The sequence below is a fragment of the Bacillus cereus group sp. BfR-BA-01522 genome (assembly GCF_022662635.1).
Taxonomy (GTDB): domain Bacteria; phylum Bacillota; class Bacilli; order Bacillales; family Bacillaceae_G; genus Bacillus_A; species Bacillus_A cytotoxicus.
Window position 1 is genome coordinate 145145 of record NZ_JAKUDY010000008.1, and the last position, 22187, is coordinate 167331.

Consider the following 22187-nt stretch of genomic DNA (forward strand, 5'->3'; position numbering starts at 1 on the left):
TATGACTTGTTTTATTTTTGGATATATTTTCATTACATCTAGTTTATATAAATTATTAAGATTTGAACAACACTACGCTATTGTACATTCCTATAATATAGTACCCGAATCCACAAATAGATTATTTGCATGGTTTGATAGCCTAGTAGAATTGGTAATTGGACTCTGTTTGTTGATTGGATTGCTACTTAAAATTAACCTAATATTCGCGATGTTATTAATGCTAATGTATACAATAGCGATAACAATTAATCTATTTAGGGGTAGGACAAATATCGATTGTGGTTGTGGGGGAGTTGTTGGCAATGGGAAAATATCAAAGAAGTTGGTATTCCGAAATGTAATAATGATAATTAGCATTTTTATACTTTGGTTGAATTTTGATTATAAAGTATTTAGTTTCCCTTTTAATAACCAATTTCTATTTCTTCATTCCTATTTAATTTTGACAATCATTATATATTTAACTATAAAAATCATATATAGTTTCAAACTCAATATTAGAAACATAATAACAAAGGGGGAATAATATATGGATACATTTTTAATTGTGGGTTTTATTATTTTATGGATTGTTGTTATAGCTGAAGCGGGATTTATGCTTTACATCATTAAAAGCTTGAACGACTTTATAGAGGTAATTGAGTCAACTAATGATAAATAAGGGGGGATACGATGAACAATTCAATAACCTTAATGGCTTTAATACTTTTATCAATTTTAGTAGTATTTCAAGGATTGTTATTGTTTAAATTTACAAACCAAATCAAATTTTTCGCTGGGGTAATTGCCACTTCATCTTATGTAAAATTTAGAACGGAACTACAGATTGGACAGGCTGCACCACCATTTAAGTTAAAAGACCAATTCAAGCAAGAATTAAGAGTTGGGCCAAATTCCAATAGTAATACACTACTAATTTTTATTTCATCAGGATGTCCAACTTGCAAAAGATTTGTCGATTCAATTAGTTCTACCTACAATTTTGAATATATCAAAATTTTCTTTATTAGTAATAAAGAATTAGATGATAGTTACATTTCAAAATTCAAAAACCATAATTTATCTTTCTCGGTATCTCCTGATATTTTTCAGTTATATAACATAAGATCCGCCCCGCAAGCCATTATAGTTAACAGTCGTGGGTACATAACCGATACTCTAAAATTACAAACTTGGGAAGATTTAGCAAAACAAAAAATAGGATGATAGATAGGTGGGCATTTTATGAGTACATTACAAAAAATAGTCAACAATATTTCAAGGGTAATTATAGGTAAAAACGAGTCGATTGAATTAGCGGCCATTGCTCTTATAGCAAAGGGACATATTTTATTAGAAGACGTTCCTGGAACTGGGAAAACATCTTTAGCTAAAAGTTTAGCTAAAAGTATTGATGCCGAATTTCAAAGAATCCAATTTACTGCCGATACCTTACCAGGTGATGTGATTGGGTTAGAATATTTTAATGTCAAAGAATCAGAATTTAAAACGAGATTAGGGCCTATATTTGCAAATATAGTATTGGTCGATGAAATAAATCGCGCTGTACCTAGAACTCAATCTTCATTATTGGAAGTTATGGAAGAACGTACAGTTACTATAGCCAAAAGCACATACACTTTACCTGGACCTTTTTTAGTTATTGCAACGCAAAATCCACTTGAATCAGCAGGGACATTCCCTTTACCAGATGCCCAATTAGATCGTTTTTTATTAACTATACGTCAAGGGTATCCTACTAGAGAGGCTGAGAAAGAGATGATGCAGCGATTCCAAAGAAATGATCCTTTAGAAAACCTACATTCCGTCATTTCAAGCGAAGAAATCTTAGCTTTACAGCAACAAGCAAGAGAAGTTTTAATGGGGGATGACGTTCAAGAGTATCTTCTTGAAATTATTGAGGCGACACGTAAACACGAACTCATCGAAATTGGTGTCAGTCCACGGGGTACCCTAGCATTAATGAGAGCTGCTCAGGCTCGTGCATTATTAAAAGAAAGAGATTTTTGTACTCCTGATGATTTACAGGCACTTGTAAGACCGGTATGTGCTCATCGATTAACCTTAACTATTGAAGGTGAAATGAAAACTACAAAAGAGGAACTTATAAATGAAATTCTCGATCGTCTTCATGTTCCGGTGGAGAATACGCAATGAAACGGACACTTATTTACACTCCATTAGCTGAGCCACTTATGATAGGAGTTGTATCAGTAGCTGCCCTAGTGTTATGTATATTTTCAAGCAATCTATTGATTTTATCGTTTGTATTCTTATATATATTTTTAATTCTGTTTGTCCATGTTTATGTACGTAAAATATCTCATGTGCATTGGGAATATGTTCAAGGTAGTCCAAATACTTTTATAGGAGAAAAAAATATTTGTTCAATTAAAATTTCAAACAATACTATATTACCTATATTTAATATAGTATTTCGATTTAAATGCGATAATAGACTAAGTTGGAACCATGACGCACTAAACAAAAATCAAAGTACAGGTTCAAATTACTATATGAAATTCAATATGAAGGGAGAGGAGATAAGAACATTTGACATTCAAGCCATAGCCTTGAAAAGGGGAATCGGGAAATGGGAAGAAGTTGAAATAGTAATTTCTGATCCATTTGGTCTCATTATGAGCCATCTAACGTATAGTCAAATTGATACACCTGCTTATTTGATTTTTCCTGCTGTACCTAATATCCAAGTACCAGAATTAAAAGAGTGGTCGCGTGGATTTCGAAAATCTCTATCTTCACCATTGTACGATGAAACGAATGTAATAGGGATAAAAAATTATGAAAATGAAGATTTCCGCTCGATACATTGGAGTGCAACGGCAAAAACAGGAATCATAACTGCAAAGAAATACGAACGAACACAATCTGATAAATATGCACTCTATTTAAATTTAATAAATAAGAACGGAGTGTCAATAAGAAAGGATACAGAGGAACTTATAGAAATAACAGCCGGTATGTGCAAACAACTTTTAGTACAAGATTGTTCTTATGAATTGTGGATAAATACCGTAAGTCACAATGGATTGCTACACATTAAATTAGGAAATAGCAGAAAGCAGTTACAAAACACGCTAAAAGTACTTGCCTCCATTAAAGAACAGGATACTCCTGTATCTTCTTCTTATTTTTTTACGGCAGGTTTTCGTCGTAAGCAATTAGATGCTATTCCCTTAATTATCGGTACTTCTCCGAAACCAAATAATCGAACCGAAAAATGGATTGTAATAAAAGAATAAGAAGGGATTTATGTCATGTTCAATAGTAAAGGGCATATACAGATTGGCTTGTGGTGTGCAAGATTTTTGATAATTATTTTTTTCTCAATTGGTGCGATAACTATGTCCACTAGTGTTGTGCACATACAAAAAGTGATTAAAGAACAATATTTTAAGAAATCACCCAAGAAAGAGTATAAAGAGACAATAAGGGAATTTAAAGAAACTGACCTTCCTGAAACACCTATGGATGAAGTCGAATATATTGATACTGAGCAAAAGACGCACACCAATCGAAAAATAAAAATAGCAGAAGAAAAAAATTTCTTGAATTCTATAATTTTACTACTTAGCAATTCATGGATTACTGTAGTTTTTTATCTCATTTGTATTCTAATTATCGTTTGTTTTATTTATAAATATGTTAGAAAACAAATCCGCAAAAAAAGGAAACACCCAAAAACATATCATACAAGCAATCAAAAAATTAATACAGAAAAAAAAGGAGGGATTATTAATAAACCATTAAATCAACTTCCCACTGATCCGGTGCGAATAAAATTGATTGAATGGGAACAAACCTTGCAATTACATGAAAAACGACGTTCTCACGAGTCCATACAGCAATGGTTATATAGAATTTGTAGAACCAGGGATATCATTCCTATTTATGAATCCATCCGATATGGAAATAAACCTTCTTCAGAAATAGACGTAGAAAAAACAGTGCTGTGGATACAGCAAAACAAGAAAACTGAGTAATAAAATCGGTTCTGGTACAAAAATAAAAGAGAATAAAACGCATAGATTCCTAACGGAATCGTATCTTATGCTGCAAGTCCAAACAATTGATGAATGAATTTTTTCTGGTTTTGGACAGACTGGTCCCGTAAATCAAGCTGTTCTTTTTTAATCATATGCATGGCTTCTACTCTAGGAAGAATGGATGTAGTTGTGTCAAAACATTTAATTCCTAGCATAGAACAATATCATCGCTTCGTTATAAAACGATGATCTTATTCTACTATTTTATTCAAGTGCTTTTGTTGTCTAAGTTGCATACCATCAGGTATGCTTTTTTCTTTTTTCAACTGTTCAATTGCTATAAGATAAGCTGGGTTCTTATCGACTGTTATAACACGTGGCTTTGAAACATGAAAAGACCTCAAAGCTTTCTTGAAAAAGCGCTTTGTAGCCTTCTGGCCTCTTGTTTTATTTAGAAAAAAATCAATATAAATAGATTCATTAACCTTTTAATTTGATATATGTTTTATCGACTCCCCAAGAGTCACTTGTTTGTTTGAGGTGACGACGGATTCTTTTGTCCAATTCAGAACCATACTGATGAACCTAACGCATAATCGTTGAATGAGAAATGGATAAAACCCGTTTCCCCATCATTTCTACCAAATTTTGAAAACTGAGGTTGTATCGTTAACAAAATATTATCAGCTGATAATACATATATTTGAATACATGTTCCTTTCCCAGACCAATCACATATCTTTTCTAGAGTAATAGATTCCGTATGTCCAAGTTTTAGAGATTACTTACACGTCTATTAAAGTTTTTGCACTAGAACCACAATATGTAATTGAAGCAATAGAAGAAACGAAAACTAGAGAATAAAATAATTAATATTCAATGAATAATCTATTTTGTATGGAAGAGGACACTAAATTTGATTTTTCTTTTTCATTCCAAAAGATACACCTTTTGAAGTGGGGTAATTTCTATAAAAAACAATGTGTCAAAAAGTTCGAGATAACATTTTAAAGTACTTCAAAAATATATAGACCTTTTGAAGAATTTGTGAGTTTTTTTAAACGATTTCTTTCAAGTTGATTTAATTCTTATTATTCACCAGAAATAAATAAAAATATATTAATAAATCGATATAGATAATAGTATAGGTAAATAGAGAAGAATGAATAATTCTTTAATATATTTAAATTATATATAACTGAAGCAATCCCTTTATAAAAAGTACCCATTTTCATGTCTTTTTACACAAGATTAAATGAATATAATTCTGTAAATCTATAAAAATTCCGTTTAGACTTTCTTGTCTAAATAGTTTAGAGTTTCTTGTCCTTGTACAATATTTTTTATAAATAATTTATTTATTATAAAAAACTCAATACTTTACTTGAAATAAAAGCTTTATCAATTACATATAAAATAAGTTCATTACGTTTATGATAATCTGTAAATGGCTCAGGATTCATATAATGTTTGACAAATTCTTTCTTATTTTTATGATTCATAACCATATCAGATGTTAACAATAGCGTATTTGCCATAAAAATCGTTATATCTTCTGTAAGGTCAGGAAACGTTCGCAAAATAGCACGATTATATAAATCTTCCGTCATACAAAAATGGCGTGAAATTTCAAACAATATTCAAATTCTAATTAAGGTTATTTTTCATTCTTTTTACTATAATAAAGTTAACAGAAACATTCCATTTTACTACTAGCATAGTTACGTTAAGAGAAAGAACTTTATATTCCAAAAGTAATTGATAATTAATTTCAATAAAGTTATACATTTCTCTTGACAAGATAACAGATTTTATATGATAATTAATATCGAATTAGAATTATTATTGTTAATTAAGAACTTTATTTTCTGAGCACACTAGTTTATGTTGCTCAAAACTTATAATTAGGAGGAAATGTGATATGTTATTAATCGGCACAGAAGTAAAACCATTTAAAGCAAATGCTTATCATAATGGAGAATTCATCCAAGTTACTGACGAAAGTTTAAAAGGAAAATGGAGCGTAGTTTGCTTCTACCCAGCAGACTTCACATTTGTTTGCCCAACTGAACTTGAAGACTTACAAAATCAATATGCAGCTCTTAAAGAACTAGGTGTTGAAGTATACTCTGTATCTACAGATACTCACTTCACACATAAAGCATGGCATGATAGCTCAGAAACGATTGGTAAAATCGAATACATTATGATTGGTGACCCAACTCGCACAATCACTAGCAACTTCGACGTGTTAGTGGAAGAAGAAGGACTTGCAGCTCGCGCTACATTCATCATCGATCCAGATGGCATTATCCAATCTGTAGAAATCAATGCTGACGGTATTGGTCGCGATGCAAGCATCCTTATTAACAAAATTAAAGCAGCACAATACGTTCGTAACAACCCAGGCGAAGTTTGCCCAGCGAAATGGAAAGAAGGAGCTAAAACACTTAAACCAAGCCTTGACCTTGTAGGTAAAATCTAAGGAGAGCGATCAAAATGATACTAGATGCAGATATAAAAGCACAACTATCCCAATACCTTCAACTAATGGAAAGCGACATCTTACTTAAAGTTAGCACAGGAGACGATGATGTTTCTAAAGATATGTTAGCTCTAGTTGATGAATTAACTGCTATGTCATCTAAGATTAAAGTCGAAAAAGCGCAACTTGAGAGAACACCAAGCTTTAGTGTGAATCGTATCGGCGAAGAAACTGGCATAACGTTCGCTGGTATTCCTTTAGGACACGAATTTACTTCATTAGTGTTAGCATTACTTCAAGTAAGTGGACGTGCTCCAAAAGTTGAACAAAAAGTAATTGATCAAATAAAAAATATTCAAGGTGAATATCATTTTGAATCTTATATCAGCTTAAGCTGTCACAACTGTCCTGATGTTGTTCAAGCTCTTAACGTAATGAGCGTTCTAAATCCTGGTATTACACATACTATGATTGACGGCGCTGCATTCAAAGAAGAAGTAGAAAGCAAAGATATCATGGCAGTACCAACTGTTTACTTAAATGGCGAACCTTTCGGAAGCGGTCGTATGACACTTGAAGAAATTTTAGCTAAAATGGGTAACGGTCCTGATGCATCAGAATTCTCTGATAAAGATCCATACGATGTTCTTGTTGTTGGCGGTGGCCCAGCTGGTGCAAGTGCAGCAATTTATGCAGCACGTAAAGGCATCCGCACAGGTATCGTTGCGGAACGCTTTGGCGGTCAAGTAATGGATACACTAGGTATTGAAAACTTCATTAGCGTAAAACGCACCGAAGGTCCTAAGCTAGTAGCAAGCCTTGAAGAGCACGTAAAAGATTACGATATCGATGTAATGAAATTACAACGTGCAAAACGCCTAGAGAAGAAAGAACTTATTGAAGTGGAACTTGAAAATGGTGCTGTTCTAAAAAGTAAGAGTGTAATCATTTCAACAGGTGCTCGCTGGCGTAATGTTGGCGTACCAGGTGAAGCTGAGTTCAAAAACAAAGGTGTCGCATACTGCCCTCACTGTGACGGTCCACTATTTGCTGGAAAACACGTAGCAGTTATCGGCGGCGGTAACTCTGGTATTGAAGCAGCAATCGACTTAGCAGGTATCGTAAAACACGTAACTGTTCTTGAATTCATGCCAGAATTAAAAGCTGATGCTGTACTGCAAGAACGACTTTACAGCTTACCTAACGTAACTGTTCTGAAAAATGTTCAAACAAAAGAAATTACTGGTACCGACACAGTAAACGGCATTTCTTACATCGATCGTGAAACAGAAGAAGTTCATCATATCGAACTTCAAGGTGTATTCGTTCAAATCGGTCTTGTACCAAACACAGACTGGTTAGGAGACACTGTTGAACGTGTTCGCGGTGAAATCGTAATTGATAAACACGGTGCTACAAACGTACCAGGAGTGTTTGCTGCAGGTGACTGTACAAATAATCCGTACAAACAAATTATTATTTCTATGGGTTCAGGAGCAACTGCAGCTTTAGGTGCTTTTGATTACTTAATCCGTAACTAATCAAGTTTTTACAAAAGCAGGTGCCTTTGGCACCTGCTTTCTTTATCATGCTAATCTATAAACTAAAAACCTTTCATTCCCATTCTTCTCATAAGCTCCCGGTAACCTTACTTCCGTCTCCAGCTCAAAAGCTGTCTGATTCTCTAGGAAAAAGATATAATCCTCGGACGGATAATATAAAATAATATCTACACTTCTCTCTACTTCCTCCACCGAAAGTAATATGTTATTTACAACATTCATAAACACTTGTACCGAAAACGGGTTAAAGAAATAAAAACGATTATCACGCATGTCAATCTTATATTCTTGTGCTAAGCAACATTGAAACTCAATTTTACCCTTACTATTTTTCGATTTTTTTGCATAACGATCACGATTTTCCACTGCTTCTTTATAGAACACTTCATTCATTTCAATCCCAACTGCCGAAGCACCGCACTTATGATGCATATAAAAGTTCAATCGCCCTTTGCCGCACCCAAAATCTACAACTCGATCACTACTTTTGATTTCGTATTGATTCAATAACTCATCTAAACCACTATATGGCGTTGGTTCATAGCGATGATAATGCATAGACTTATTAAATCCTTTTTGCTCCCCTACAGTCTTTATATTTAACACTGCGTCGTAATATTGTTCGTTCATTTATTTACTCCTATTGAGAAATGATACTTTTATTATATACGATAAAGAATTCTGCTACATTCATAGAGGATCGAGCTGACAAGTACATGAAATTATATCGGCGCTTCTCCCCTATTTATCGGCGATATTTTCATTATATCGGCGCTTAGACACAACTTATCGACTATTCGACAAAGGATATCGATTTCGCGACATATAACGACAAAAAGCAGGAGCTAGAAAGCCCCTGCTTTTTCATTCCTTCATCTCTGTTCAAATTTATCAAGCAATGCACGCACTTCATCTGTTGATTTCGTGCTCATCAATTGATTTCTTAATTCAGCAGCTCCATGGAATCCTTTAACATAAATTTTGAAAAAGCGATGAAGTCCTGTGATGGAACGTGGTAGTACTTCCGCATATTGATCTTGAAGATCAAGCTGTAGTCTTAAAAGATCAAGGTGTTCTTTACTGCTATGTTCTCTTGGCTCTTTTTCAAACGCAAACGGATTTTTAAAAATACCTCGCCCGATCATCACACCATCAATGCCGTATTTTTCAGCAAGCTGTAGCCCGGTTTGACGGTCAGGAATGTCTCCATTGATTGTTAGGAGCGTATTTGGTGCGATACGGTCACGTAATTTTTTGATTTCTGGAATTAACTCCCAATGAGCAGCCACTTGGCTCATTTCTTCTCTTGTACGTAAATGAATAGAAAGGTTCGCAATATCCTGTTTGAAAATATGCGTTAACCACTCCTCCCACTCATTTACTTCCTTAAAGCCAAGTCGTGTTTTTACGCTGACAGGTAGTCCGCCTGCTTTTGCTGCTTGAATAAGTTCTGCTGCGACGTCTGGACGCAGAATAAGGCCACTACCTTTTCCTCTCGAAGCTACATTCGGTACAGGACAGCCCATATTAATATCGATTCCTTTAAACCCTAGTTCTGCCATGCCAATACTCATTTGACGGAAATATTCGGGATTATCTCCCCAAATATGCGCCACTATTGGCTGTTCATCTTCTGTAAAAATCAAACGGCCACGCACACTTTTCATACCCTCTGGATGACAATAGCTATCCGAGTTTGTAAACTCCGTGAAAAATACATCCGGTCGACCGGCTTCACTTACTACGTGACGAAAAACAACATCTGTCACATCTTCCATTGGTGCAAGTACAAAAAATGGTCGTGGTAAATCACGCCAAAAATTATCTATCATGTCAAACTCAAATCCTCTCAATTAAAAAAGTCTAAAGTCAAATGTTACAATCGCTTATTATCAAACACCAGTACATTTGAACATTTATTATTTTTAAAAATCAGCAATATTTATAAACCAAAAAGCAGATGGTATAGATTTTTTCTATATCAACTGCTTTTTTATTATACCAACTTAAGCCAAGCTACACACTCCACGTGAGTCGTATGCGGGAACATATCAACAGGCTGTACTTCTTGTGTTTTATACCCGCCTTCTTCTAGTACTTTTAAGTCGCGTGCAAGTGTTGCTGGGTTACATGATACGTATACGACGCGCTTTGGTTTCATGTCGATGATTGTATTTAGTAATGCTTCATCGCAACCTTTGCGCGGAGGGTCGACGACGATTGTGTCGGCGATTACGCCTTCTTTGTACCAGTTTGGAATGACAACTTCCGCTTCTCCAACTGCAAATTCTGCATTTGTCATGTTGTTGAGTTCTGCGTTTCGCTTTGCGTCTTCGATTGCTTCTGGCACAATTTCAACGCCATATACTTTTTTCGCTTTTTGCGCTAAGAATAGAGAAATGGATCCGATTCCGCAGTACGCATCAATAACTGTTTCATTTCCGTCTAGTTGTGCATATTCTAATGCTTTATCGTATAGCACTTTCGTTTGCTCTGGGTTTACTTGATAGAACGAACGCGCTGAAATCGCAAATTGAATATCACCGATAAAGTCATAAATATATTCTGATCCATATAGAACTGTTGTTGTCTCTCCAAAAATAACATTTGTACGTTTCGTGTTTACGTTTTGAACAATTGATTTTACATTTGGGAATTTCGCTGTAATTTCTTCGATTATCGCCTTTTTATTTGGAAGTTCTGCCGTGCGCGTGATGAAAACAAGCATAATTTCCCCTGTTACGTGTCCATATCTTGCCATTACGTGGCGAAGTGTGCCTTTATGACGTTCTTCATTGTACGCACGAATGCCATGCGTTTCACAAATGCGTTTCACTTCTTGAATTAATGTATCGTTCTCTTCCGCTTGAATTAAGCACGTTTCCATATTGATAATATCATGCGTCCCTTGACGGTAAAAACCCGCTACTAGTCCGCCTTCACGTTCTCCAATTGGCACTTGTGCTTTGTTGCGATACACCCACGGATTTTCCATACCGAGAACAGGGTGAACTGGCACGTCATGAAGACCTCCAATACGCTGCATGACATCACGTACTTGCTTTTGCTTCGCTGCTAACTGTCCTTCATACGTTACGTGCTGAAGCTGGCAACCACCGCATTGGTTGTAAACCGGGCACTCTGCCTCTTTACGATATGGACTTTCTGTGTAAAGCTTCATTAAGCGGCCAAATGCGAAATTCTTTTTTACTTTAATAATTTTAATTTGCGCTTTTTCACCTGGTAATCCGTTTTTGACGAAAATGGGATATCCGTCCACTTTCGCAACACCGGCACCATCATGGGTTAAATCTTCAAATACTACATCTATAAACTCGTTTTTTTCAACTGGTGGCGTCATTTTATTACTCATTTTCCGACCTCTCTTTTTCATAACACTGCGTTACATTTTATCATACTTACATAGTCTTTTTCTATTGGAAGAAAAAAAGCTATTGACGACACTTCTCTATTAATGTTACGCTACTAATAATTTAATACGGACGGTGTTACCTCATATATCCTCGATAATATGGATCGAGAGTTTCTACCTGGCAACCAATAATTGCCGGACTATGGGGAAAACTAATGAATATTAGCTTATAGGAAGACTTATATTGATTAGCTTTCTCTCATAGATGAAAGTGAATCTATTATGAGTCTTTTTTTATTTTCACTTTTAACAGGTCGGACATCTTACGTATGACATAAAACTTTTTAATCCTTTATTTATTAGTTATATAACTAATGTTTTATGTAAAAACTTTATAAGAACTTGTGAAAGGGGCAATTACATGCAATATGTAATAAGCATTATCGGCATCCTCGCCGTGTTAGGTTTATGCTTTGCTTTATCAAACAACAAAAGTAAAATTAACTTTCGTGCAATTGCTATTATGATTGTTTTTCAAATTTTTATTGGTTGGTTTATGTTTGCCACAAAGGTTGGTCAACAAATCATTATTTTAATTAGTAAAGTCTTCAACAAACTCATTAAACTTGGTACAACAGGTGTTGATTTTCTTTTTAATGGAATTCAACGAGATTTTGTCTTTTTCTTAAACGTACTATTAATTATTGTCTTTTTCTCGGCACTACTTTCTATTTTTAGTTATTTAGGCGTTTTACCATTTATTGTTCGCGTTGTAGGTGGTGCTATTTCAAAAGTTACTGGTTTACCACGCGTCGAGTCCTTCCATGCCGTAAATTCTGTATTTTTCGGTTCAAGTGAAGCTTTAATCGTAATTAAAAATGACTTAAAACACTTTAATAAAAACCGTATGTTCATCATTTGTTGTTCAGCGATGAGCTCTGTTTCAGCTTCTGTTACCGCATCATACGTGATGATGCTAGATGCGAAATATGTATTAGCTGCTCTTCCATTGAACTTATTCTCAAGCTTAATTGTTTGTTCTTTATTAACACCCGTTGATACAAAACGCGAAGAAGAAACTGTTCAAAAGTTTGATCGAAGCTTATTTGGTGATAGCTTCATTGGTGCAATGATTAATGGTGCATTAGACGGCTTAAAAGTAGCTGGTATCGTTGCTGCATTAATGATCGCCTTCATTGGTGTAATGGAAGTTGTAAACTACGTAATTACCTCCGCTTCAGGTGCAATGGGACATACAATTACACTACAACAAATTTTTGGTTATATTCTAGCCCCATTTGCTTTCCTAATGGGGATTCCAGTTCATGAAATTATCCCAGCTGGCGGCATTATGGGAACGAAAATCGCCTTAAATGAATTTGTAGCAATTCTTGATTTAAAAGAAATTGCGAAAACATTATCTCCACGTACAATTGGAATCGTTACAGTATTCTTAATTAGCTTCGCAAGTATTAGCCAAATTGGTGCAATCGTTGGTACCATTCGTGCTCTTTCTGAAAAACAAGGAAGTGTTGTTTCTAAATTTGGTTGGAAAATGCTATTTGCATCAACACTTGCTTCTATTTTATCCGCTACCATCGCTGGATTATTTATTTAACAAAAAGTCTCTATGATACGAGTCGTATCATAGAGACTTTTTGATTTCGCTTACTTTAAATTTAGCTTAATTCTTATTTCCTAATATTTATTACCCTTCCTAAAATGTTATAATTTGTAAAAATGAGATGAGGGATTATAATGAAGGCTCATATTCTTTTTGATTTTTTACATGTACTGTTTTTCAGTTTAAAAAGCTACTATATATTAGGAATTCCAATGTATGTATTCATTCTACCTGTCCTTTTTGTAGCAGCTTATGTAAGCATTTCCTTCAATAAAAAAAGAAAAAGTAGGTCGATTCACAACCACTAATTTTCCTCAAATGATATGATGAACAAGGGTATAAACCCACCACTCTTATAGGGGTGGGTATTTCAATGTAAATAGGCAACATACTACACAATAGAAGGTGATCGTTATGAAAAAATATATCGCTATTGCTTTATGCACATCTGCTATTCTAGCGGGCTGTAACACTAGCAATGTAAGTAATGAACCAAAACAAGAGAAACAGGTTCAAAAGCAAGTAAAAAAACAAGACGAGCTTGTAAAACCGCAAGGAAAGATTGTTTCTGATCCTATTACATATGAATCTATGAATACATCAATTCGTGTGACAGATGTAAAAGATTCTTTCACAGAAGTACAATATAAAATTTGGCGAACAGCAGACGGGAAAGAGAGCGCAAAACCTTTCGCTTCTAAAGAAAAAGACAATCAATTTGTAATTCCTTTTCATGTAAACGAGTTTGAAGGAAAACGCGGTGAATACCAAATTGAAGCATTTGGTGTGAAAGAAGACGGCAAACGCATCCCTCTTACACCATCTACCATTACATTCCAGCAACATGTTCCTATCTTAATGTATCATGCTATCGATGATTATCACGGTCAAGGAATTAAAGACTTATTTGTATCACCTGCTAACTTTGAAGCACAAATGAAATATTTAAAAGACAACGGGTATACGTTATTAACATTTGAACGATGGAACGAGATTAATAAAGTGAATAAACCGATATTTGTAACACTTGATGATGGGATGAAAAATAATATGAATGCATTCCGCATTCTGCAACAATTAAAGGATGCTACTTTTAAACCGACTGCAACCGAATATATGATTGTTGATAATGTCGGTGTTGAAGGTGCCTTATCGGCTGATGAAATAAAAGAGATGGTGAACTCTGGTATTTTCTCTGTCCAATCTCATACAGCGACACATGCTGACCTACCAAAAATCACAAACTATGAAGAAGAATTAAAAGGATCGAAAGAAAAGCTTGAAAAGATTACTGGAAAGCCTGTGATCGCTATTGCCTATCCGTTTGGACATGTAAATGATCAAGTTGTTGCAGAAACGAAAAAATATTATCAGTTTGCTACAACAACTAAACCAGGACAATTCATTACAAAAGGTGAAGCGGACGAATTGTTAAAAATGAAACGTGTTCGCGTCCACCACACAACTACGGTAGAGCAATTTGCTGCGTCTATTAAGTAAGTAGACATAAAAGCTCAATAACAGATGTATTCTATTTATATTTTTGAATTTTTCCTGTATTATGTATATAATAAACATTTCGAATAAAGGAGATTATATATATGTCATTTGAACAGAACTTAGAGAAATATGCTGCACTTGCAGTAAATGTTGGCGTAAACATTCAACCTGGTCAAACGTTATCGATTAATGCTCCACTTGAAGCTGCTCCATTTGTACGTCTCGTTACAGAAAAAGCATATAAATCTGGTGCAAAGCATGTATATGTAGATTGGAATGATGAAGTGTTAACACGCTTAAAGTTTGATTTAGCTCCAGATGAAGCGTTCTCTGAATTTCCTGCTTGGAAAGCGCGTGCACGTGAAGAATTAGCAAAAGAAGGTGCGGCATTTATGTCTATTTATGCAGAGAATCCTGACTTATTAAAAGGTGTAGATGCAACAAAAATTGCAACTGCTCATAAAGTTGCTGGAGAAGCGATGAAGGTATATCGCGATTATGTACAAGCTGATAAAGTAAGCTGGTGCGTCATCTCTGTTCCTACAAAAGAATGGGCTGCAAAAGTATTCCCTGATGTATCGCCCGAGCAACAAGAAGCAAAGCTGTGGGATGCTATTTTCCAAGCGACTCGTACAAATCTTGAAAACCCAGTTGAAGCATGGAAAAAGCATGATGAAACATTACATAAAAAAGTCGACTACTTAAATGAAAAACACTATAAAGCACTTCACTACACAGGCCCTGGAACAGATTTAACAATTGAACTTCCAGAAAAACACGTTTGGGCTGGCGCTGGTAGCTTAAATGAAAAAAATGTACCGTTTATGGCTAATATCCCAACAGAAGAAGTCTTTACTATGCCATTAAAGACAGGTGTGAACGGCTATGTTTCGAACACAAAACCATTTGTGTTTTCCGGAAATATTATTGATAACTTTACACTCACTTTTGAAAATGGTCGCATCGTTGACTATAAAGCAGACGTTGGCGAAGAAGCGTTAAAACATTTAATTGAAACAGATGAAGGCTCTCATTTCTTAGGGGAAGTTGCCTTAGTGCCGCATGATTCACCGATTTCAAATACAAATATTCTATTCTACAATACACTATTTGATGAAAATGCCTCTTGTCATTTAGCAATTGGAAATGCTTATGCATTTAACTTAGAGGGCGGAAAAACAATGACGAAAGAGGAGCTTGCAGCAAACGGAGCAAATGCTAGCATTACACACGAAGACTTCATGATTGGTTCAGCTGATCTTGATATCGATGGTATTACAGCTGATGGGAAACATGAGCCTATCTTCCGTAAAGGGAATTGGGCGTTTTAATACAACATAAAAGCTGTCTTCCAAAAATCGGAAGACAGCTTTTATGTTGCTGATGAAACCTTTAATCCGATTACACCTAATACAATGAACAGAATGCAAAACGCTTGAAACAAGCTAATATGTTCTTTAAAAAAGCAAAAGCTAATGATTGTAATACATAATGTGCCTAAACCGGACCAGATTGCGTAAGCAATACTTAAATGAATCTTTTTTACAACAATGGCAAAAACGCTAAAACAAATGCCATAACATACAAAGATGAATACACTTGGAACAAACTTCGTTAAACCATTTGATAACTTCATTGCGACCGTTCCAGCGACTTCAAATATAATTGTTACGAGTAGTAATAACCAATATATCATCTAGATCCCTCATCTTTTTGTTAGATTATAGAGATTCTAGTATATATTTTTATCTTCTCCTAAACAAGATTGTTAGCATTATAATCCTAATGAAATATATTTAATTTCTAAATACTCTTCAATTCCAAAGTGACCGCCTTCACGACCGATCCCGCTTTCTTTAAATCCACCAAACGGCGCTTGTGCAACAGATGGAAGGCCATCATTTAAACCGATAATTCCATATTCTAATGCTTCACTAATTTGGAATGCTTGACTCATATCTTTTGTAAATATATATGCCGCTAAACCATATGGCGTATTATTCGCACGCTCAATCACTTCTTCTACCGTTTTAAACTTCGCAACTGGCGCTACTGGACCAAATGTCTCTTCTGTCATGCATAGCATCGTATCATTTGCACCGCCAATAACAGTTGGTTCAATAAAGTGACCATTTAATTCTGTAACCGTTTGGCCTCCATATAAAATTTCGCCGCCTTTTTTCACTGCATCTTCAATGTGCTCTTGTACTTTTTCTACTGCATTTGCATCGATAAGCGGTCCTACAGTTGTCCCTTCACCAAAGCCATCTCCAACTTTTAACTGTGCAACTGCTTTTTTGAATTTCGCTACAAATTCTTCATATACCGCTTCCTGTACAAAAACGCGGTTTGTACAGATACATGTTTGCCCAGCATTACGGAATTTCGACCCAATTACAGCTTCGACAGCTTTATCTAAATCCGCATCATTCATCACGATAAATGGAGCGTGCCCTCCTAGTTCAAGTGACACTTTCTTCATCGTTTTCGCAGCGCTAGACATTAATTCTTTTCCAATTTCCGTTGATCCTGTAAAGGAAACTTTTCTTACGCGGCCATCTTCCATCCAAGCATCTGCAATCGCTTTGGCACTACCTGTTACAATGTTTAAAACACCTTTTGGAATATTAGCTTCATGTGCTAATTCCGCTAATTTCAGCGCTGTTAACGGGGTTTGGCTAGCAGGTTTTACAACTGCTGTACAGCCTGCTGCAAGTGCTGGTGCTACTTTTCTTGTAATCATTGCCGCTGGGAAGTTCCATGGTGTAATAGCTGCAATAACCCCAACAGGTTGTTTCGTTACTAAAATACGTTTATTCGGATGAGAAGCTGGAATCATTTCACCGTATACACGTTTTCCTTCTTCTGCATACCACTCTACAAAGCTATTTGCATAATTTACTTCTCCAAGTGCCTCAAGAAATGGCTTTCCTTGTTCTCTCGTCATAATAGCAGCAATTTCTTCTTTATTTTCATCAATAAGCGTAAACCATTTTCTTAATTTCTCCGCACGCTCAGCCGCTGTTAATTTTGACCAAGATTTAAAAGCTTCATGCGCAGCATCAACGGCTTGCTTCGCCTCTGTCACTCCACCTTTTGGAACCGTGGCAAATATCTCTTGTGTTGCTGGATTATGAATTTTAATTTGTTCCTCTAATTGAATCCATTCACCATTTATATACATTGCTTTTTGATCTAAATTTACATATGTCGCTTTCTTATCCAAAATTCTCTTCCTCCTCTATACTTTCCTGTTTGAAAGTGTTTCTTTTATACTTACCGAGAAGCATTCTAATAAAGAAATAACCTCCCAAAGTTACCCAACCTAGTACCATTAACCATTCATATGGCCAAATTAGCGCCGCTGGCATGCCTGGCATATATAATACAATAAAGCCAATACTTAATATAATTGCAATACTTCCAACTACTCTTCCATTCTTTACTTGAAATGGTCGCTTCATCTTCGGTGCTCTTTTGCGTAATATGAAAAAGGATAGACTGACTAATAAGTAAGAAACAACAATGCCAAGTCCACCTGCATCTACAATCCAAACAAGCGCCGGTCTTCCTAGTAATGGTGCAAAAAAGGATAGCATCCCTAAAAAGATGATAGAATGAGAAGGGGTGTTATATTTTGGATGCACTTTTCCAAACCATGCCGGTATCATTCCTTCTTTCGACATTGCGTATAATACACGGCTGCCTCCAATGATGAAAGCATTCCAACTTGTAATGATACCAGCTAAGCCACCAAAAATTAAGATATTCGCAAATACTTTAGAACCGAACACTGCTCCCATAGCATCTGCTGTTGCTAATTTTGTTTGAAGAAGCGCTTTCTGATTTAACGCCATTGATACACCTAATGCTATAAAAAGATAGAAAATCACAGCACAAATGACAGAAAAAATTAAAAGTTTCCCAATCTCTTTAAATGGAAGATTTACTTCTTCAGCAACTTGAGGGATTACATCGAATCCAACAAATAAAAACGGAACCATAATAAGAACGGTCATAACTCCGCCTATACCATCTATAAAAAACGGTTCTAAATTTTTTGTATCGCCGTTGAAACCAGCGCCAAAAACAAGCATAATTCCTGTTGCTACAATAAAGAGAGTAAATATACTTTGAAACACAGCTGCTGTCTTCACACCAAAATAATTGATAATTGTAATAAACAGGGCACCACCCATTCCAATCATCGCCCATGTCAAGTATACATCCCAACCAGCAATCGTCCATAAATAAATGCTTTGATAATGAGGTAATACATAATCTACCACTGTCGGTAATGCAACAGCTTCAAAGGTAACGACAGATACATATCCTAGTATGATTGCCCATGATGCAACAAAAGCCGCCTTCTTTCCAAATGCCTTACGTACATACAATAAGCCACCGCCTGTTTCCGGCATCGCGGAAGCAAGTTCAGCGTATGTTAATCCAACGAAAATAACAAGTAACCCTCCAATAATAAAGGCAATTACAGCCCCCATTGAACCAGCAGATGTAACCCAATCCCCCGAGAGAACAACCCAGCCCCATCCAAGCATTGCACCGATCGCAAGGAAAAGAACATCAAAACGTGATAACACCTTTTTAAGTTTCTTCTCTCCCAACTATGAAATCCCCTCCTATTAACTTTTTAATTTTCCGAGTAGCTGCCGATTGACTTATTTTCAAAAACTCTGCTACTTTATAGCTTGATCCATATGTTTTATATGCTTTTAAAATAATATTCCGCTCTACTTCCTCCAACATTTGGTAGAGACTTTGACCAGATTGTTCAATCGTTACTTCTTGCATAGATACTGGTAAATCTTCTATCGTAACAATATCATCAGCAGTAATAACAAGCCGCTCAATTACATTCTCAATTTCACGATTATTCCCTTCCCAAGGATATCCTACAAACATTTGTAATGTACTAGGGGCTAATTTCACATCTCGTCCATACTTTTCATTAAAGTGCTGTAAATAATGATAAACTAATGGCAAAATATCCTCTGTTCTTTCACGAAGGGGCGGAATTTGAATCGGTATGACATTTAGACGGTAAAACAAGTCTTTTCGAAAAGTCCCTTGTTTCACCATTTCTGCTAAATTTCTATTCGTAGCTGCTACAATACGAACATCCACCTTTTTTAATTCTCTACCCCCTACCGGGCGGAATGTTTTTTCCTGTAGCACTTGTAATAATTTCGCTTGCATTTCTAGCGGTATTTCTCCTATTTCATCTAAAAAAAGCGTTCCTTTATGTGCGAGTTCTAATATTCCTTTCTTCCCTTCACGATTGGCGCCCGTAAAAGACCCTCCAGCATATCCAAATAGCTCTGATTCAATAAGATTTGTTGGCAATGCCGCACAGTTCATTTCATAAAACACTTCATTTTTTCGATGGCTAATTTCATGTAAATGACGTACTAATCTACTCTTTCCTACACCGGTCTCACCCAAAATGAGGACTGTACTATCTACCATGGATATTTTTTTGATTGTTTCGACTATTTTCTGCATAGCTACACTTTTAAAAATAAGTCCTTCGTGCTCATATGTTTCTCGTAATTCCCTTTTATATGTCTTTAATTGATGATCCATCTCCTCTACTTTTTTTCGTAATTGATAAAGTTCAGTGAGATCACGAGAATAACTGATGACTCTACGTAAATTTCCCTTTGCATCAAACACCGGTCTTGTACGAACATGTAAATACTCACCTGATTTTGTTGTCTGAACAAGTTCAATTGGTTTCTTCTTCTCAATGACTTCTAATGTTGCAGATGGATAGAAAATCCCTTCCTTTTGCAAATCTTTCACATGTTTCCCAATCAATTCTTTCGCGGACAATTGATAGTGCCTTTCACATGTACTATTTACACGTACAACAATCCCTTTCTCATCCGTAACAAAGATTTCGTCAAACGCATATTCAAATACATCTTTTAAATCCATATATGCTCTTTCCTTTTCTGCAACCATTCTAGCCACTCCTCAAAGTCAATCCCTTACTCCAATTATTTACCTCTTATATTCTATTATAAATCTAAAACTTAATTTAAGGGAATTTTCTGTATTTTTAAGGCGGTAAACTAGAATAATTGCAACTGTGTTATCGGTACATCTACCCTTTATACCCGAGCCATATTTGCTTGTGTATAACAAGATTGTAAAGATTCTTCAATAATTGTAAGCCCTTCTTCCAATTGCTCATCTGTAATAATGAGCGGCATAAGAACACGAATGACATTTCCATAAGTTCCCGCTGATAATAAAAGCAAGCCACGTTTATTCGCTTCAGCACATAAGTTTGCAGTTAAAGCTTTATCAGGCTCTTTCGTACTGCGATCTTTCACAAGCTCAAATGCACACATTGCCCCTAATCCACGAACATGACCAATACAATGATATTTCTTCTTCATCTCTTCAAATCGTTCCATCACAATTTTCCCAATATGCATAGCTCGATCATTTAACTTTTCTTTCTCAATAATATCTAAAACAGCTAATGCGGCTACGCAGCCAAGTGGACTTCCCGCGTACGTTCCTCCAAGCTCGCCTGGTGCTGCCTCATTCATTATCTCCTTACGACCAATAACTCCACTAATTGGTACTCCAGCCCCTAGTGACTTAGAAACCGTAATTAAATCTGGTACAACATCGTAATGATCAATTGCAAAATATTTTCCTGTCCGGCTAAATCCTGTTTGAATTTCATCAGCTACAAATAAAATGTCATATTCCGAGCAAAGACGACGTACTTCTTGAACAAACTTTTTACTTGGAACGATAAAACCACCCTCACCTTGAACAGGTTCCATTACAACAGCAGCTATGCTTTCTGGAGCTACTTCTGATAGGAAGAAGTTCTTCAATTCTTCAATCATAAAGTTATCATATTGCTCATCTGTTAACCCTTCTGGACGGCGATACTCATATGGAAACGGCGCTTTATATACTTCAGGGGCAAATGGTCCAAAGCCAAATTTATACGGTTTCACTTTACTTGTCATCGTCATTGTCATTAATGTGCGACCATGAAATCCTTTTGAAAATGCAATGATACCAGATCTTCTCGTATATTTACGAGCAATCTTCACTGCATTTTCAACTGCTTCCGCACCGCTATTTAAAAATAATACTTGCTTATCAAAATTTCCTGGTGCTAATCTAGCTAATTTCTCTGCTAGCTCAATATACGGTTCATACATCATAACATTAAAGCCAGTATGAATATATTGATCTACTTGTTTATGAAGCGCTTCTGTTACTGCTGGATGACAATGCCCTACATTAATCGTTCCAATCGCACCTGCAAAATCAATGAATTGATTTCCATCGACATCTGTTACAAGTGCTCCATCTGCTGATTGTACAAACGTTGAAATCCCATTACTCACACCTCTTGGTATAATATTTTGACGACGTTCTAATAAAGAAGCTGCTTTTGGCCCTGGAATTTGCTCATTTACTTTTGCATATTTTTTTATACTCATCGTTTTTCCCATCCTTTTCTATACAATGTTTTTTCTTATATCCATTGCAAAATGTATGCCAACTTATGATCCTAGCATTCTTCCCTTTTTCTTTATATTTCAACATAAAAAATAAGTCTATAACGACTTATTTC

At 35.6% G+C, this 22187-nt stretch carries 20 protein-coding genes, 1 pseudogene and 1 riboswitch; of the genes and pseudogenes, 11 read left to right on the top strand and 10 right to left on the bottom strand.

What is annotated here, in order from left to right; genetic code table 11:
- Window position 1: 1 nt before the first annotated feature.
- The 6 genes from MR059_RS22295 to MR059_RS13640 are packed head-to-tail and all read left to right on the top strand — an operon-like array spanning window position 2 to window position 4007.
- Window positions 2-529, top strand: a complete 528-nt coding sequence (locus MR059_RS22295) for a MauE/DoxX family redox-associated membrane protein (protein ID WP_225986721.1) — start codon at window positions 2-4, stop codon at window positions 527-529.
- A 3-nt stretch (window positions 530-532) separates the two neighbouring features.
- Window positions 533-664: a hypothetical protein gene (locus MR059_RS21835; protein WP_002052178.1), complete on the top strand. Its 132-nt coding sequence runs from the start codon at window positions 533-535 to the stop codon at window positions 662-664.
- A gap of 11 nt (window positions 665-675) precedes the next feature.
- Window positions 676-1209 carry a TlpA family protein disulfide reductase gene (locus tag MR059_RS13625; protein ID WP_011983441.1) on the top strand — a complete coding sequence of 178 codons (534 nt, stop codon included), beginning with the start codon at window positions 676-678 and terminating at the stop codon, window positions 1207-1209.
- An 18-nt stretch (window positions 1210-1227) separates the two neighbouring features.
- Window positions 1228-2160, top strand: coding sequence for an AAA family ATPase (locus MR059_RS13630; protein ID WP_011983440.1), 933 nt, complete (start codon window positions 1228-1230; stop codon window positions 2158-2160).
- Window positions 2157-3266, top strand: a complete 1110-nt coding sequence (locus MR059_RS13635) for a DUF58 domain-containing protein (RefSeq protein WP_011983439.1) — start codon at window positions 2157-2159, stop codon at window positions 3264-3266. Before MR059_RS13630 ends, MR059_RS13635 begins: the two co-directional genes overlap by 4 nt.
- A 15-nt stretch (window positions 3267-3281) precedes the next feature.
- Window positions 3282-4007 carry a hypothetical protein gene (locus MR059_RS13640; protein WP_011983438.1) on the top strand — a complete coding sequence of 242 codons (726 nt, stop codon included), beginning with the start codon at window positions 3282-3284 and terminating at the stop codon, window positions 4005-4007.
- Window positions 4008-4072: 65 nt separating this feature from the next.
- Here MR059_RS13640 and MR059_RS13645 read toward each other — a convergent pair.
- Window positions 4073-4736: pseudogene (locus MR059_RS13645) on the bottom strand (IS6 family transposase).
- Between the two features lie 635 nt (window positions 4737-5371).
- Window positions 5372-5647 (bottom strand): hypothetical protein, encoded by a 276-nt coding sequence (locus MR059_RS13650; RefSeq protein WP_210351908.1) that lies wholly within the window; start codon window positions 5645-5647, stop codon window positions 5372-5374.
- 284 nt (window positions 5648-5931) lie between these two features.
- Here MR059_RS13650 and ahpC point away from each other — a divergent pair, with 284 nt between their 5' ends.
- Both ahpC and ahpF read left to right on the top strand, forming a co-directional pair.
- Complete coding sequence (gene ahpC / locus MR059_RS13655) at window positions 5932-6495, top strand: alkyl hydroperoxide reductase subunit C (RefSeq protein WP_011983436.1); 564 nt, start codon at window positions 5932-5934, stop codon at window positions 6493-6495.
- A gap of 14 nt (window positions 6496-6509) precedes the next feature.
- Window positions 6510-8036 (top strand): alkyl hydroperoxide reductase subunit F, encoded by a 1527-nt coding sequence (ahpF, locus tag MR059_RS13660; protein WP_011983435.1) that lies wholly within the window; start codon window positions 6510-6512, stop codon window positions 8034-8036.
- Between the two features lie 45 nt (window positions 8037-8081).
- Here ahpF and MR059_RS13665 read toward each other — a convergent pair whose 3' ends face one another.
- The 3 genes from MR059_RS13665 to rlmD all read right to left on the bottom strand — a co-directional run bounded on the left by MR059_RS13665 (window position 8082) and on the right by rlmD (window position 11430).
- Window positions 8082-8687, bottom strand: a complete 606-nt coding sequence (locus tag MR059_RS13665; RefSeq protein ID WP_011983434.1) for an SAM-dependent methyltransferase — start codon at window positions 8685-8687, stop codon at window positions 8082-8084.
- A gap of 242 nt (window positions 8688-8929) precedes the next feature.
- Complete coding sequence (locus tag MR059_RS13670) at window positions 8930-9889, bottom strand: tRNA dihydrouridine synthase (RefSeq protein ID WP_011983433.1); 960 nt, start codon at window positions 9887-9889, stop codon at window positions 8930-8932.
- Window positions 9890-10053: 164 nt separating this feature from the next.
- On the bottom strand, window positions 10054-11430 hold the full coding sequence (rlmD, locus tag MR059_RS13675) for a 23S rRNA (uracil(1939)-C(5))-methyltransferase RlmD (RefSeq protein ID WP_011983432.1): 1377 nt from the start codon (window positions 11428-11430) through the stop codon (window positions 10054-10056).
- 121 nt (window positions 11431-11551) lie between these two features.
- Window positions 11552-11653, top strand: a riboswitch (purine riboswitch).
- Window positions 11654-11851: 198 nt separating this feature from the next.
- Here rlmD and MR059_RS13680 point away from each other — a divergent pair.
- The 3 genes from MR059_RS13680 to MR059_RS13690 all read left to right on the top strand — a co-directional run bounded on the left by MR059_RS13680 (window position 11852) and on the right by MR059_RS13690 (window position 15885).
- Complete coding sequence (locus tag MR059_RS13680) at window positions 11852-13048, top strand: NupC/NupG family nucleoside CNT transporter (RefSeq protein ID WP_011983431.1); 1197 nt, start codon at window positions 11852-11854, stop codon at window positions 13046-13048.
- A gap of 420 nt (window positions 13049-13468) precedes the next feature.
- The gene (locus MR059_RS13685) at window positions 13469-14554 is read left to right on the top strand and encodes a polysaccharide deacetylase family protein (protein WP_011983430.1); all 1086 of its coding nucleotides are present in this window, start codon (window positions 13469-13471) and stop codon (window positions 14552-14554) included.
- Between the two features lie 101 nt (window positions 14555-14655).
- On the top strand, window positions 14656-15885 hold the full coding sequence (locus tag MR059_RS13690) for an aminopeptidase (protein ID WP_011983429.1): 1230 nt from the start codon (window positions 14656-14658) through the stop codon (window positions 15883-15885).
- A gap of 41 nt (window positions 15886-15926) precedes the next feature.
- On the opposite strand, the gene MR059_RS13695 is transcribed toward MR059_RS13690, so the two are convergent.
- The 5 genes from MR059_RS13695 to gabT form a co-directional block, all read right to left on the bottom strand.
- Window positions 15927-16250 carry a DMT family transporter gene (locus MR059_RS13695; protein ID WP_011983428.1) on the bottom strand — a complete coding sequence of 108 codons (324 nt, stop codon included), beginning with the start codon at window positions 16248-16250 and terminating at the stop codon, window positions 15927-15929.
- 78 nt (window positions 16251-16328) lie between these two features.
- Window positions 16329-17780: an NAD-dependent succinate-semialdehyde dehydrogenase gene (locus tag MR059_RS13700; protein WP_011983427.1), complete on the bottom strand. Its 1452-nt coding sequence runs from the start codon at window positions 17778-17780 to the stop codon at window positions 16329-16331.
- The gene (locus MR059_RS13705; RefSeq protein ID WP_011983426.1) at window positions 17773-19179 is read right to left on the bottom strand and encodes an APC family permease; all 1407 of its coding nucleotides are present in this window, start codon (window positions 19177-19179) and stop codon (window positions 17773-17775) included. The genes MR059_RS13700 and MR059_RS13705 overlap by 8 nt, the downstream gene beginning before the upstream one ends.
- Window positions 19160-20539, bottom strand: a complete 1380-nt coding sequence (locus MR059_RS13710) for a sigma-54 interaction domain-containing protein (RefSeq protein ID WP_011983425.1) — start codon at window positions 20537-20539, stop codon at window positions 19160-19162. The genes MR059_RS13705 and MR059_RS13710 overlap by 20 nt, the downstream gene beginning before the upstream one ends.
- 149 nt (window positions 20540-20688) lie before the next feature.
- Window positions 20689-22053, bottom strand: a complete 1365-nt coding sequence (gene gabT / locus MR059_RS13715) for a 4-aminobutyrate--2-oxoglutarate transaminase (RefSeq protein WP_011983424.1) — start codon at window positions 22051-22053, stop codon at window positions 20689-20691.
- Window positions 22054-22187 lie beyond the last annotated feature (134 nt).

Excerpts from the sequence above, each read along its gene's own strand:
- MR059_RS22295 (WP_225986721.1), top strand. The coding sequence starts at position 2 with ATGACTTGTTTTATTTTTGGATATATTTTCATTACATCTAGTTTATAT.
- MR059_RS21835 (WP_002052178.1), top strand. The coding sequence starts at position 533 with ATGGATACATTTTTAATTGTGGGTTTTATTATTTTATGGATTGTTGTT.
- MR059_RS13625 (WP_011983441.1), top strand. The coding sequence starts at position 676 with ATGAACAATTCAATAACCTTAATGGCTTTAATACTTTTATCAATTTTA.
- MR059_RS13630 (WP_011983440.1), top strand. The coding sequence starts at position 1,228 with ATGAGTACATTACAAAAAATAGTCAACAATATTTCAAGGGTAATTATA.
- MR059_RS13635 (WP_011983439.1), top strand. The coding sequence starts at position 2,157 with ATGAAACGGACACTTATTTACACTCCATTAGCTGAGCCACTTATGATA.
- MR059_RS13640 (WP_011983438.1), top strand. The coding sequence starts at position 3,282 with ATGTTCAATAGTAAAGGGCATATACAGATTGGCTTGTGGTGTGCAAGA.
- ahpC (WP_011983436.1), top strand. The coding sequence starts at position 5,932 with ATGTTATTAATCGGCACAGAAGTAAAACCATTTAAAGCAAATGCTTAT.
- ahpF (WP_011983435.1), top strand. The coding sequence starts at position 6,510 with ATGATACTAGATGCAGATATAAAAGCACAACTATCCCAATACCTTCAA.
- MR059_RS13665 (WP_011983434.1), bottom strand. The coding sequence starts at position 8,687 with ATGAACGAACAATATTACGACGCAGTGTTAAATATAAAGACTGTAGGG.
- MR059_RS13670 (WP_011983433.1), bottom strand. The coding sequence starts at position 9,889 with ATGATAGATAATTTTTGGCGTGATTTACCACGACCATTTTTTGTACTT.
- rlmD (WP_011983432.1), bottom strand. The coding sequence starts at position 11,430 with ATGAGTAATAAAATGACGCCACCAGTTGAAAAAAACGAGTTTATAGAT.
- MR059_RS13680 (WP_011983431.1), top strand. The coding sequence starts at position 11,852 with ATGCAATATGTAATAAGCATTATCGGCATCCTCGCCGTGTTAGGTTTA.
- MR059_RS13685 (WP_011983430.1), top strand. The coding sequence starts at position 13,469 with ATGAAAAAATATATCGCTATTGCTTTATGCACATCTGCTATTCTAGCG.
- MR059_RS13690 (WP_011983429.1), top strand. The coding sequence starts at position 14,656 with ATGTCATTTGAACAGAACTTAGAGAAATATGCTGCACTTGCAGTAAAT.
- MR059_RS13695 (WP_011983428.1), bottom strand. The coding sequence starts at position 16,250 with ATGATATATTGGTTATTACTACTCGTAACAATTATATTTGAAGTCGCT.
- MR059_RS13710 (WP_011983425.1), bottom strand. The coding sequence starts at position 20,539 with ATGGTTGCAGAAAAGGAAAGAGCATATATGGATTTAAAAGATGTATTT.
- gabT (WP_011983424.1), bottom strand. The coding sequence starts at position 22,053 with ATGAGTATAAAAAAATATGCAAAAGTAAATGAGCAAATTCCAGGGCCA.